10 protein-coding genes, 1 tRNA gene and 2 pseudogenes are annotated in these 13,659 nt (G+C 39.7%); 9 read left to right on the top strand and 4 right to left on the bottom strand.

Features of this window, described 5'->3' with window-relative positions; translation table 11 throughout:
- Positions 1–316: 316 nt before the first annotated feature.
- The 6 genes from treC (at position 317) to G7Y32_RS08460 (ending at position 7,102) form a co-directional block, all read left to right on the top strand.
- A complete protein-coding gene (gene treC / locus G7Y32_RS08485) occupies positions 317–1,945 on the top strand; it encodes an alpha,alpha-phosphotrehalase (protein WP_165212871.1) in 1,629 nt (542 codons plus the stop codon).
- A gap of 368 nt (positions 1,946–2,313) precedes the next feature.
- Complete coding sequence (locus G7Y32_RS08480; protein ID WP_398600737.1) at positions 2,314–3,153, top strand: aldo/keto reductase; 840 nt, start codon at positions 2,314–2,316, stop codon at positions 3,151–3,153.
- A 163-nt stretch (positions 3,154–3,316) separates the two neighbouring features.
- A complete protein-coding gene (locus tag G7Y32_RS08475) occupies positions 3,317–3,550 on the top strand; it encodes a helix-turn-helix transcriptional regulator (protein WP_241154225.1) in 234 nt (77 codons plus the stop codon).
- A gap of 10 nt (positions 3,551–3,560) precedes the next feature.
- Positions 3,561–4,094 carry a DUF2812 domain-containing protein gene (locus G7Y32_RS08470; RefSeq protein WP_165212869.1) on the top strand — a complete coding sequence of 178 codons (534 nt, stop codon included), beginning with the start codon at positions 3,561–3,563 and terminating at the stop codon, positions 4,092–4,094.
- A 277-nt stretch (positions 4,095–4,371) separates the two neighbouring features.
- Positions 4,372–5,127: a CPBP family intramembrane glutamic endopeptidase gene (locus tag G7Y32_RS08465; protein ID WP_165212867.1), complete on the top strand. Its 756-nt coding sequence runs from the start codon at positions 4,372–4,374 to the stop codon at positions 5,125–5,127.
- A 79-nt stretch (positions 5,128–5,206) separates the two neighbouring features.
- Complete coding sequence (locus G7Y32_RS08460; protein WP_165212865.1) at positions 5,207–7,102, top strand: M13 family metallopeptidase; 1,896 nt, start codon at positions 5,207–5,209, stop codon at positions 7,100–7,102.
- Between the two features lie 178 nt (positions 7,103–7,280).
- Here G7Y32_RS08460 and G7Y32_RS08455 read toward each other — a convergent pair whose 3' ends face one another.
- From G7Y32_RS08455 to G7Y32_RS08440, 4 genes and pseudogenes are all read right to left on the bottom strand, one after another.
- Entirely contained in the window at positions 7,281–8,540 is a 1,260-nt protein-coding gene (locus G7Y32_RS08455; RefSeq protein WP_165212863.1) for an ISL3 family transposase, read from the bottom strand.
- A gap of 356 nt (positions 8,541–8,896) precedes the next feature.
- The gene (locus G7Y32_RS08450; RefSeq protein ID WP_165212861.1) at positions 8,897–9,463 is read right to left on the bottom strand and encodes a hypothetical protein; all 567 of its coding nucleotides are present in this window, start codon (positions 9,461–9,463) and stop codon (positions 8,897–8,899) included.
- A gap of 160 nt (positions 9,464–9,623) precedes the next feature.
- A tRNA-Cys gene (locus G7Y32_RS08445) sits at positions 9,624–9,694 on the bottom strand.
- A gap of 103 nt (positions 9,695–9,797) precedes the next feature.
- Positions 9,798–10,298 (bottom strand): annotated as a pseudogene (locus G7Y32_RS08440) (amino acid kinase family protein); the annotation flags it as partial.
- On the opposite strand from G7Y32_RS08440, the pseudogene G7Y32_RS08435 reads away from it, so the two are divergent.
- From G7Y32_RS08435 to tsf, 3 genes and pseudogenes are all read left to right on the top strand, one after another.
- Positions 10,296–10,661: pseudogene (locus G7Y32_RS08435) on the top strand (helix-turn-helix transcriptional regulator); the annotation flags it as partial. The pseudogenes G7Y32_RS08440 and G7Y32_RS08435 sit on opposite strands and share 3 nt — an antisense overlap.
- Positions 10,662–10,823: 162 nt before the next feature.
- Positions 10,824–11,600, top strand: coding sequence for a 30S ribosomal protein S2 (gene rpsB, locus G7Y32_RS08430; protein ID WP_165212859.1), 777 nt, complete (start codon positions 10,824–10,826; stop codon positions 11,598–11,600).
- A 262-nt stretch (positions 11,601–11,862) separates the two neighbouring features.
- Positions 11,863–12,903 carry a translation elongation factor Ts gene (gene tsf, locus G7Y32_RS08425; protein ID WP_165212857.1) on the top strand — a complete coding sequence of 347 codons (1,041 nt, stop codon included), beginning with the start codon at positions 11,863–11,865 and terminating at the stop codon, positions 12,901–12,903.
- Positions 12,904–13,659: the final 756 nt, after the last annotated feature.

Here is a 13,659-nt window from a genome sequence, read left to right as displayed (position 1 = left end):
ACGCAGAAGCTTGCTATTTAAGGACTCAGTACTGATAACAGGCACCAGAGCGATCTGTCTACTTCTTCTGTTAATTTCGTTTGGTTAGTAAAATCACCTAAGCCAAATGTTGTGTCGCAAAGAGATAATTGGCTTTAGCGAAAATTCCTGACAGACAAGTAGAGATTTACTGTCTAAGTTCAAACGGCTATCTCAGTAGGTGCGTTTTATTAGAATTACATTGAAAATGTAATATAATAGACTAAAAAGTTATTGTAAACATAGAGGGGCTGAGACTTTTGTTTCAACCTCTCTAACTATGTAAAAAGGGGAATATATGACATTTGATAAAAGAAAAGTCGTCTATCAGATTTATCCAAAATCTTACAAAGACACTACAGGTAACGGTGTAGGAGATTTACGAGGAATTATTGAAAAATTACCTTACCTAGCCGATCTAGGTATTGATATGATTTGGCTTAATCCTTTCTATCCAAGTCCTCAGCGTGATAATGGTTATGATATTTCCGATTATACCGCTATTAATCCTGATTTTGGAACCATGGACGACTTTGAAGAAATGGTAGCCACTGCTAAGACTTACAATATAGACTTCATGTTGGACATGGTTTTTAACCACTGTTCTACTGAACATGAATGGTTCCAGAAGGCCTTGGCTGGCGATCCCTACTATCAAGACTTTTTTATCCTAAGAGACACCCCCACTGATTGGCAGTCTAAATTTGGCGGTTCAGCTTGGTCGCCTTTTGGTAATACTGGTCAATACTATCTCCATCTTTTTGATAAAACTCAGGCTGACCTTAACTGGCGTAATCCCAATGTACGTGAAGAGCTCTTCAAGGTTGTTAACTTCTGGCGAGGCAAAGGGGTCAAAGGTTTTCGATTCGATGTTATCAACTTAATCGGTAAAGATGAGATCCTGATTGACTGCCCAGTCGATGATGGCAAACCGGCCTATACAGATAAACCCATCGTTCATGACTATTTAAAAATGCTCAATCAAGCCAGCTTTGGTCAAGATGATGATAGCATGACTGTGGGTGAAATGAGCTCTACCACTATTGAAAATTGTCTGCTTTATTCAGCCGAAGACCGTCATGAATTGTCTATGACTTTCAATTTTCATCACCTCAAAGTTGATTATAAAGATGGTCAAAAATGGAGCCTTATACCCTTTGACTTTGAAACTCTCAAAGACCTCTTTCATACTTGGGGCGAAAAAATGAGTAAAGCCAATGGTTGGAGTGCTCTTTTCTGGAATAATCACGATCAGCCGCGTGCCCTCAACCGTTTTATTGATATTAAGAACTTCCGCAACGAAGGTGCCACCATGCTAGCAGCCAGCATTCACCTTTCTCGCGGCACCCCTTATATCTATATGGGAGAAGAAATTGGTATGCTTGATCCCGATTTTGACAGCATGGATGACTATGTGGATGTTGAGAGTATCAATGCCTATCAAATGATGCTGGAACAGGGCAAGACGGCAGAAGAAGCTTTGGATATTATCAAGGCCAAATCACGTGATAACTCCCGTATCCCTATGCAGTGGGATGATTCAGCCAATGCTGGTTTTACAACTGGAACCCCATGGCTTAAGATTGGCAAATCTTATCAAGATATTAATGTAGAGAAGGAGATTTCTGGTAAGATTTATCCATTTTACAAGGAATTGATCCGTCTACGTAAAGAAATGCCGCTGATTGCTGAAGGCAGTTACAGACCAGCCTATAGAGACAGTCGGCAGATTTACGCTTTTGAACGTGAGCTTAATGGAGAGCGTCTCCTTGTTCTCAATAACTTCTATGGCGAAGTGCTGACAGTAGATTTGGCTAGTGCATATCAAAACGGTCAGGTCCTTCTCAGCAATTATGAAAGTGATGGATTAGGAAAGACTATCACTCTTAAGCCTTATCAGACTCTGGCTATTTTAGCCAAAGGCTAAGGTAAATAGGAAAAAGAATAAAAGTAACCATGGCCACCCGTTTAACAGGTGGTCAATTTACGTCACTCCTATCAGAATGAGACAGAATTAAAGTCATAAGTGAGAGTAGGACAGACAGCTATCGTGACCATTTATCTCAGTTTTAACTGGATATAAAATCTAATTAATTGTACAGAAACTGTGATGACACCTATTCTTATAGGAAATTGATTCTTGTGTTTCTCCTAATTTTTCTGATAAAACCTTTTCGCAATACAAACCTTCCCATAGCTTATGCTTGACTTAGAGTTAACTCCAAGTGATACACTACTATCGTCGTTAGAGTCTTTTGAAGACTTGCAATCTTAATGTTGAGAAAGGAAATGTATATGTTTGATTACACACTTGCCAATGGTCAAAAAATTCCTGCTATTGGTTTTGGAACCTGGCAGACACCGGATGGTGATGTAGCTGAAAGTTCTGTGAAAGCTGCTATTGAGGCTGGTTACCGTCACATCGATACAGCTGCTATTTATGGCAATGAGGAGTCAGTTGGCCGTGGTATCAAAGCTGCTGGAGTGCCTCGTGAAGAGCTTTTCATTACAACTAAATTGTGGAATAGCAACCACTCATACGAAGCTGCCAAGGCTGCAATCGATGAGTCTATCGCTAAGCTAGACTGCGATTATTTGGATCTTTACCTGATCCACTGGCCAAATCCAAAAGCCTTCCGTGATAACTGGAAAGAAGCTAATGCTGGCGCATGGCGTGCCATGGAGGAAGCTGTAGAAGCTGGTAAAATCAAGTCTATTGGTGTTTCTAACTTCTTACAGCACCACTTGGATGCTCTGCTTGAAACAGCTAAAATCAAGCCTGTCATCAACCAAATCTACCTCAGCCCAAGTGTCCAACAAAAAGAGTTGGTGGCTTACAATAATGCCCATGACATTCTCAGTGAAGCATACAGCCCACTTGGAACTGGTAAAATCTTTAGCATTGACTCCCTCAAAGAACTAGCAGCTAAATATAATAAAACGGTTGCCCAAGTCGTTCTTCGCTGGAGCCTGCAAAAAGGATTCTTACCATTGCCAAAATCAGTCCATGAAGATCGTATCGTCGAAAATTTCCAAGTCTTCGACTTTGAATTAACAGCTGATGATATGGCAGTTATCGATGCCCTCGAAGGCCAAGCAGGAGAAGCACCAAAACCAGATGAAGTAAACTTCTAATGAGGCTAGAAAATCATATACGAAAAGTGTTCTGAATTAATCAGAGCACTTTTTTATTTTCCAAATATATCGTATAACGATATAAGGAGGAAATATGAGAACACAAGCATTAACAGAAGCAGTTTACTATATCTTGTAGTCCTACTTGAGCCAAAGCATGGCTATGGGATCATGCAGAAAGTTGTCCAAAGGTCGCATCAAGTTGGCAGCTGGCACGCTCTATGGGGTACTAACCAACCTGCAAAAGAAAGGATGGATCGTCCTCGTGTCCGAAGAAATCAAAGAACGCAAGAAAAAAGAGTATTTGATTACTGAACGAGGTAAAAAGACCTTAGAGGCAGAAATCAATCGTTTAGAAGAACTGGTCGATAATGGCCATAAGTATTTGAACAAATAGGAGATGAAAGATGAAGAGAAAAATAACGAAGTGGAAATTTTTTGGATCCGGTGATTTTCAAAAAGAAGAAGACTGGCTCAATAACATGAGTGCGCACGGTTGGGTTTTTGTAAAGCACAAGGGTGCATATAGGTATATCTTTGAGCCTTGTCAGCCTTCTCAGTATACTTATCGTCTGGATTACTTTGGCCGCAAGAGTAAGAAAGAAGTGGCAGACTACATTGGGCTTGTCCAAGAGACAGGAGCTGATTGTGTCGAGCAATTTAATAAGTGGGGTTATTTCCGACATACGGATCCTGATTTCAAGCTTTACTCAGATAGCGCTTCAAAACGAAGATTTTTAAATGAAATTTTGTCAGTATTAATGATGTTTATTCTGGGTCTAATATACTCTTTATGGAATCTACCACCACGATCACTTATTTGGATCCTGTGTGGTTTAACCTCATTTCTCATTTTGAGTCAAATCATCAGGATTCAGCGCCTCAAGCATGACCTCAAAAAATCTAGCCAACCAGATATCTTTGAAGATGGTGAGGTGTAGAGCACTTATTTTATGCAAGGCTTCCTACCTCTAGGGATAAGCTTTTCTTAAAGGTAAAAAGAATAGTTTCGAGACAGGAACTATTCTTTTTATTTGTTAGCTGGAGTAAACCTCCCAAATAGATAAATATTTTATATATTTATATTGACATCTCCAAACAATAGCAGTATATTTTATATATAAAAAAATTATATATGAATAGATAAATATAAACATGGAAGTGATGCGACTTACAAGTGTCAATAAACGTTTGCCTTAAATGCTAGGAGGTAACCTTATGCAATATCGAGTTAAAACTTACTTAGTTTGGACTTTTATATGGACTTGGGGATTTTGGGGATTGGCTATTGTGCTGAAGCGATTAGGGTATGATACTGGCTACATGCTTATGCCCCTGATGATTGTAGCCAGTTTTGGACCATTTTTAGGAGCCAAATCTGCTCTTAATCTGACATGGAGGGACCTTCCACGTTTTCTATTCTCAGGAACTATAACTTCTTGGAAACTTTTGTTACCTTTTATTGGATTATTGATCTTAAGCTCGTTTTTGTTATCAGGCGGTGACCCTGTCGGTCATGCCCCGTTATGGTTGTTGCCGATTGATTGGGCGATCAATATCATTATTATTGCCCTAATTGGAGGTGGCAACGAAGAGCCTGGTTGGCGTGGCTTCTTGCAGCCGGAATTGGAAAAAGTCATGCATGTTCCCTTAGCAACATTCTTGGTAGCTGTGATTTGGACGATTTGGCATCTGCCCTTGTGGTGGTTGGATAGAGGGCAAAATTCTTTCTTGGTATTTTTTGTCAGTGTGCTCTTTATGGCATTGTGGCTAGCCGCTTTACGCCGAGCGGGAGGGTCTGTCCTCATCTGTGTCCTATTTTATGCTGCCGTTAATCGTATTCCTATTACTTTCAATGGTGTTTATGGACTTTTGTCTGTAGGCGATACACACCAAATTTCAGTCCCTTATTTGGTTTTGGGTTTATTCCTCCTGACAGGCTATAGTCTATTTTTGATTGCAAAGAAGATGTAATAGGTACAAATGATCAAAAGTCCTAATTTTGGGACATTTTTGTTACAATAGAGCCATTGATAAATTAAAGGAGATTATTATGGTACGTTTACAAGATGATTTTTTTGAAGCGGTCAATGGTGAATGGGAAAAGACGGCTGTGATTCCCGATGATAAGCCCCGTACTGGCGGTTTTTCTGATCTGTCCGATGAGATTGAAGCTTTGATGTTGGCGACCACAGATGAGTGGTTAGCGGGTAAAAATTTACCTAGCGACCAGATTCTAACTAACTTTGTTAAGTTCCACAAATTAGTAGCCGACTATGATCAACGCGAGGCTCTAGGTGTAGCTCCTGTTTTGCCTTTGATTGAAGAGTATCAGGATTATAATTCTTTTTCGGAATTCGCCAAAGACGCTGGTAAACTAGAAATGCAGGGCAATCCCAATCTCTTGCCATTCAGTGTTTCACCTGATTTTATGGATGCTAGAACTAATGTTCTCTGGGCAGAAGCACCAAGAACTATCCTGCCAGATACCACCTACTACGCAGAAGGTAATGAGAAGGGCAAGGAACTCCTCGCCTTATGGCGCAAATGCCAAGAAGATCTCCTGCCTAAGTTTGGTTTCTCAAATCAAGAGATTGCTGACATGCTGGACAAGATTTTAGAGCTTGATGCTAAATTGGCCAAGTACATTCTCTCTAACGAGGAATCTTCAGAGTATGCTAAGCTTTACCATCCTTACAGCTGGACCGATTTCACCAAGTTAGCTCCTGAATTGCCTCTAGATGCTATCTTTATGGATATCTTAGGCCAAGTTCCAGACAAAGTTATTGTACCTGAAGAACGCTTCTGGACTAATTTTGCAAAAGACTATTACAGTCAAGCTAACTGGCCGGCCCTTAAGGCTGTTTTGGTTCGCTCTGCAGCCTTTTCTTATAATTCCTACCTAACCGATGAGATTCGTGTGATGTCAGGAGCCTTTGGGCGTGCCCTTTCAGGGACTCCGCAAGCCATGGACAAGAAAAAAGCAGCCTACTATTTGGCCCAAACACCTTATAATCAAGCTATCGGCCTCTGGTATGCTGGTGAAAAATTCTCTCCTGAAGCCAAATCCGACGTAGAAACTAAGGTTGCAACCATGATTGAAGTTTACAAAGAGCGTTTATCTAAGAATGATTGGCTCCAAAAGGCTACGATTGACAAGGCTATCACCAAGCTCAATGCTATTACGCCACACATTGGCTACCCTGAAAAATTACCAGAAACCTACGAGAAAAAGGTTATTGATGAAAACTTGTCTCTGGTAGAAAATGCTCAAAAGCTGGCTCAAATTTCTATTGCCCATGCTTGGAGCAAGTGGAACCAGCCGGTAGACCGCAGTGAGTGGCACATGCCTGCCCACATGGTCAATGCTTACTATGATCCACAGCAGAATCAAATTGTTTTTCCAGCAGCTATCCTGCAAGCGCCATTTTACTCACTGGAGCAAAGCTCATCGGCTAATTACGGTGGTATCGGAGCTGTCATCGCTCACGAAATTTCCCACGCTTTTGATACCAATGGCGCTTCATTTGACGAAAACGGCAGTCTCAAGAACTGGTGGACTGAAGAAGATTATGCAGCTTTCCAAAAGCGCACAGATAAGGTGGTTAAACAGTTTGACGGTATTGACTTTGCTGGCGGCAAGATTAATGGAAAGTTAACTGTCTCAGAGAATGTTGCTGACTTAGGCGGTCTGGCCTGTGCTTTAGAAGCAGCTAAAAAGGATACAGATTTTTCAGCCAAGGATTATTTCATTAACTTTGCTACCATCTGGCGGATGAAGGCAAGGGAAGAATACCTACAACTCCTGATTTCCATTGATGTTCATGCTCCAGGTAAGCTCCGTACTAATGTCCAAGTGGCTAACTTTGATGACTTCTTTAGTACCTTTGAAATCAAAGAAGGTGATGGCATGTGGCGAGCTCCAGAGGAACGAATTCTTATTTGGTAAATTTTTTCTCACTCAGTAACAGTTATTAAGGCCATTTTAAGTGATCTCAATTATACTGTAGTTAATCCTAAATAAACTTTTCTTTTTCATAATCTCCGGGAAGTGCCTGACCATTTGGTCAGGTTCTTTCTTTGTATCTAAAAGAGGCTCTTTGTCAACCGTAGTGGGTGACTTATAGCTAAGCACGAGAGGAGATAAATTTTGTCTTCTCTTTTTCTATGTTCAAAGCGAGGTAAATGCGTTTTTTTAAGCTGTCGAAGTTTCTGAATCCAAACGCATTGCGCTTGATGTCTTTGATGAGTTTGTTAGTAGCTTCTAACTTGGCGTTAGAATAAGAAAGTTCAATGGCATTGGTAATAAAATCCTTATAGCGACTGACAGTGTTCAAAGCAACTTTGAAGGTGTGATTGAGATACGGTAACGTATCATAGATGAGGTCAAAAAATTGCTTGGTATTCTTCTCCTGCAAGTGAAAAAGGAGCAGCTGGTAAAGGTCATAATAGCCTTTTAGTTCAGGGACTAGCTTGACTATCATCTTATTGAGACATTGTTTAGGCGTCAGCGTTTCTCTAAAAGTCCGAGAGTAGAAAGTGTTAAAAGAAAGTTTCCGGCTATCTTTTAGAATGAGCTTCCAGTGATATTTAAGAGCGCGGTATTCAAGGGATTTCTTATCCCATTGATTCATGATCTGAACTCTTGTTTGATTGAGCGCACGACTCATGAGCTGGACAATATGAAAGCGATCGAGGACAATTTTAGCTTTAGGAAATAGTCGTTTAATGAGAGGAATGTAACTTCCGGACATATCGACCGTGACGACTTTGACCCTATTTCTGGCTTCCTTAGAGTACTTAAAGAAATGATTTCGAATGGTTGCTTGTCTTCTGTTATCGAGAATAGTGATGATTTTCTTGGTCTTGAAATCTTGAGCGATGAAAGCTAGTTTGCCTTTTTGATAAGAGAATTCGTCCCAGGAGAGAACTTCTGGTAACGTGGCGTAATCCTCTTGGAAATGACATTGGTTGAGCTTGCGATAGACGGTAGAGGTAGAGACAGCCAACTTAGAAGCGATATGGGTTAAAGCTTCTCTATTGAGTAATAGCTGAGCCACCTTCAGTCTCACCATCTCAGAAATTTGGCAATTTTTCTTAACAAGATTGGTTTCAGATACAGTGACTTTACGACAGACTTTGCATTGAAATCGTCTCTTTTTCAAACGAATGAGACTAGGGAAGCCACCAATTTCGATAAAGGGGATTTTAGAAGGCTTTTGGAAATCGTATTTGATCTGTTTTCCTCTGCAATGTCTGCATTTCGGAGGGGGATAGGCAAGAGTTGCCATGACGTCGATATGAGTATTGTGCTTAATGACATGATTTAAGGTAATATTTTTATCTTTGATTCCGATGAGTTGTGTGGTATGATTGAGGTGTTCCATAAGAGTCTTTCTAATGAGTTGTTTGAACGCTTTTCATTATAAGTCTTGGGGGACTTTTTTTGTACTCAAAAAGCCCTATAACTTCCTAAGTGGAGTTACCCACTACAGAAATTATAGAGCCCTAAAAGAACAACTTTTAATGACTTATAGCGTTACATCAGTATCTGTCAGCCCAGATTCATTGTGTATCGCAGGCCATCGCACTTTTAAATGCCAAGAAGAAAGAATTTTAATTTAGCTGATTCTATCAGTAGGCGCAAGACCTAATGCAGCTTTGCTGACTTAACCCGACTTGTTCTAGATTATCACTTTAATCATAGAAAAATGCCCAGCCAAAAGCTGAGCATTTTTAAATTTTATTGTTGGTTGAGTTCATCTACCAAGTCTCTAACCTTTTTATTGTAATTGTCAATTCTGGGTAAGTTATATTGACTTTGCAGGCTGGTAAGTCCTGTTGAATTGGAAGGATCCAAGGTCGTCCCATCTGCTAGGTTGACCTGATAGGAGCCGTCTTCGTAAGTTGTCAAAGAAATTCCCGTAGCAGTGGTTAGGAAGTAAGTTTCATCTGCATAGGTTCTTGCTTCAGCCCCATCTTTAGTCTTGAAATCATAAGTATTATCAGCATAAGTAGTTAATACTGAACCGTCTTGATAATTAGCTTTAAGGGTTTGATTTTCATTGACTGTAACTTGAGCTCCCTCCTTGGTCTTATATTGACCAGGCTTAGCTTTAACAATGGTCGTCTCCAGTTGAACAGCCTCATTGCTGCTTGCTGCCGGTTGACTCACTGCCTGACTAGTCGATTCTTGATTAGTCGTAATAGCAGTAGCACTAGTCTTAGCCCGGTTAGGATTGATGATAACAGCTAAAATTGTTGCTACCGCCGTTAACAAGGTTAGATAGGTCAATTTTTTCATAATCATTTATATCTCCTTAAATTGTATTATACTAGAGGCACAAATAGAAGGCAAGAAAAATTTGCAAAAAAGCAAAAATTTAACTTAATCTTAATAAAAAGAAATAAAAAAACAAGACTCAAATACCCTAAACCACAGGTTTAGGGTATTTGGAATATAAATATTAAGGCGGTAGACGGATTTGAACCGACGATCAAGCTTTTGCAGAGCCGTGCCTTACCACTTGGCTATACCGCCTAATAACGAAGACTATTCTATCTTAAAAATGCCACTTCGTCAAGTAGACGGCAGAGTGAATATTAACGATTACAATGATGGATTTTAAATGTTAAATTTATATCTAGCCTTTAACAATCCAAGTTCCTGCCCCTTCTTTAATGGCTGGACCAAGGTTTTGAAAAGAAGTAATGATGGCTTGTCGCTTAGAATTGTTTTCAGTAAAAAGAATAGCTGAAGACACTTTTGGTAGCATACTGCCAGCAGCGAATTGTCCTTGATCAATATAGTTCATCAATTCAGATGTTGTTACTTGTTCCAGTGGCATTTGATTACTTTGGCCGAAATTGATATATACATAATCCACCCCAGTTAAGATTATTAATAAATCAGCATCAATGAGATCAGCTAGGGTTTGACTGGCAAAATCTTTATCAATTACGGCCTCTATTCCTTGTAGATCTCCTGTGTCTGTTCGGACAACGGGAACTCCGCCCCCTCCAGCAGCTATTGTAACTATTCCAAGATTTAGGAGGTCTTCAATAATTGGACTTTCCTTAATGGAGATAGGCAAAGGCGAGGGAACAACCTTGCGCCATCCTCGACCAGAATCTTCCTTAAACATGTTGATAGCTACCACTCCTTGAACATCAAAATTCAGAATCGAAATTTCTCTGAGGACATTTTTATTTGTCTGATCGCTAATCATTACTTCTTATTCGATTATCCCAAGAAAAAACATCTGGCTAATGGGAATATCAATCAATTAACAAAGAAAGAGGAACAATTTTTCAGTTACTATAGATTGACAGACAGAGAGTGTGAAATTTGTCAACTCTTACTCGAGCATAAAAATAATCAGGAAATTGCCGATTGCCTTTACCTATCCATCGGAACAGTCAAGGCACATATTCATAATATCTATCTTAAGATGGCTATTCATCAACGAGACCAAATTTATAGTCTCTTTGAAGATTTCCAAATGTAGAAAGATAGTTAATAACTTGCAAATAAGTGAGATTTTTGCTATGATAGCAGAGTCGCAATCGGCGATAATACTCATCTTGGATGAATCGTGGCTCTGTTGCCTTGGAGGTGGATTTGCGAGTTGAAATCCAAGAGAGGAAAAAAACAAAAGGAGAAACTACTCATGTCAGTAATTTCAATGAAACAATTGCTTGAGGCTGGTGTTCACTTTGGTCACCAAACTCGTCGCTGGAACCCTAAGATGGCTAAGTACATCTTCACAGAACGTAACGGTATCCATGTTATTGATTTGCAACAAACTGTTAAGTTAGCAGACCAAGCTTATGATTTTGTTCGTGACGCAGCTGCTAACGATGCTGTTATCTTGTTCGTAGGTACTAAAAAGCAAGCTGCTGAAGCAATCGCTGAAGAAGCAACTCGTGCTGGTCAATTCTATATTAATCACCGTTGGTTGGGTGGTACCTTGACTAACTGGGATACTATTCAAAAGCGTATTCGTCGTTTGAAAGAGATCAAACAAATGGAAGCTGATGGTACTTTCGAAGTACTCCCTAAGAAAGAAGTTGCCCTTCTTAACAAGCAACGTGCGCGTCTTGAAAAATTCTTGGGCGGTATTGAAGATATGCCGCGTATTCCGGATGTGATGTATGTTGTTGACCCACATAAAGAACAAATTGCTGTTAAAGAAGCTAAAAAGCTTGGCATTCCAGTTGTTGCTATGGTTGATACTAACACTGATCCAGATGACATCGATGTAATCATCCCGGCAAACGATGATGCTATCCGCGCTGTCAAATTAATTACTTCTAAGTTGGCTGATGCCATTATTGAAGGTAAGCAAGGTGAAGACAACTCAGTTGAAGAAGAGATGGCTGAACAGGCTGCCTCAACTGAATCTCTTGAAGAACTAGTTGAAGTTGTCGAAGGCGATAACAAGTAAAGAAAACATTAAAAATCTGTATGATAGGAAACTGAGGGAAAATTCTGGTTTTTAAGACTGTTTATATCAAAATAGCATAGTTTTAAAAGCAGGGCTCTAACGTATGTTTCTTTTTCATTAGGATTTTAGTACTATTGCAATTCAAATTGATTCATAGATAATCGCTTTGAATTGTCCCATTATTGTAAAACTACGAAAGGGGCGGGGCCGGCCTAGCCCTCGTCCCTTTCTTTCATCATATAAATTTGGAGGAAGAAAACTCATGGCAGAAATTACAGCTAAGCTGGTTAAAGAATTGCGTGAAAAATCAGGTGCAGGCGTTATGGACGCTAAGAAAGCCTTGGTTGAAACTGATGGTGATATGGATAAGGCCATTGAATTGCTTCGTGAAAAGGGTATGGCAAAGGCTGCTAAGAAAGCTGACCGTGTTGCTGCTGAAGGTTTGACCGGTGTTTATGTGGCTGGTAACGTAGCTGCAGTTGTTGAAGTTAATGCTGAAACAGACTTTGTGGCGAAAAACGCTCAGTTCGTTGAATTGGTAAATGAAACAGCTAAAGCTATCGCAGAACAAAAACCTGCTGATAACGATGCTGCCCAAAATATTAAACTGGCTTCAGGTGAAAGCTTGGCTGATGCTTATGTTAATGCAACAGCCACAATTGGAGAAAAGATCTCTTTCCGTCGTTTCCAAGTTTTGGAAAAAACAGATACTCAACACTTTGGTGCTTACCAACACAATGGTGGTCGTATCGGAGTTATCTCCGTTATTGAAGGTGGCGATGAAGCCTTGGCTAAACAAATCTCAATGCACATCGCTGCAATGAGTCCAAAAGTTTTATCATACAAGGAACTGGACCCACAATTTATTCATGACGAATTAGCTCAAATGAACCACAAGATTGACCAGGACAATGAGAGCCGTGCAATGGTTAACAAGCCAGCGCTTCCACACTTGAAGTATGGTTCTAAAGGTCAATTGACTGATGAAGTTCTTGCTCAGGCAGAAGCAGATATCAAGGCTGAATTGCAGGCTGAAGGCAAACCAGAAAAAATCTGGGATAAAATTATTCCAGGTAAGATGGATCGCTTCAAGCTAGATAACACTAAGGTTGACCAAGAATATACATTGCTTGCTCAAGTTTACATCATGGACGACAGCAAGACTGTTGAAGCTTATCTTGATTCAGTAAACGCTAAAGTCACTGAATTTGCTCGCTTTGAAGTTGGTGAAGGAATTGAAAAAGCTTCTAACGACTTTGAAAATGAAGTAGCTGCTACAATGGCTGCAGCGTTAAATAAGTAAGAGGTAAAATCATTAAGTAGTTCAAAGAAAAAAGTGGGTATTTTGAACCCAACTTAAAAGTAAAAAATTGAGCTGATAAAATAAGCGAAGGTATAGGGTTCCGAGTCTGCTTTGTCGTTGTACGAGGATTCTGAGGCAGTCTTTATAACTAGTTTGTGTATAAAATAGAAAGAGCTTGGGACAACAATCCTGAGTTCTTTCTATTTTTATATAGCTTATACAGCATTAAGTTGGTGGCATATTAGCAGTATGGTGCACAAGTGGATGGCAGCTACCTTAATAATGAAACTGAGGGTAATGATAAAAGACTCCATTGTAAAATTTAAACTCAATTTTAAATATTAAAGAGCATCAGAACTTCATCGATAAATTTCGGATACATCAGCTTAAGGGTTGATGATTTTGTGAGAGAAGCGCAACACTTCAAGAAGATTTATCATCCTTTTTATTTTATTTTGTAAGAGTTCCACGGACTTTTGAACTTTGCTGCAGTTACCATAACTCAACTTGAGTCTCTTAAAGGATTTTGACGTCAATGGTTGATTGTATCAATGGCTAGAACAAGATACACAGTCACATAAAATTTAAGAAATCCTGTGCCAAGTAGCTTTAAGTCCTCTGGCCAATTGACAGTTCATGTCAACAGGCTCTCATTCTAGGCTAAATTCCACACCAAAATCACTACTCGAGCTATTTGCGAGTTTTCGCGAGAGACTCGCAAGCATTATGAATGGGAATAAAAATAAAAAAAGTAAT

It is taken from the genome of Streptococcus tangpeifui (genome assembly GCF_011038795.1).
GTDB lineage: Bacteria > Bacillota > Bacilli > Lactobacillales > Streptococcaceae > Streptococcus > Streptococcus tangpeifui.
Note: the sequence above shows the minus strand (reverse complement) of the source record. Positions and strands in the feature narration are given on the sequence as shown.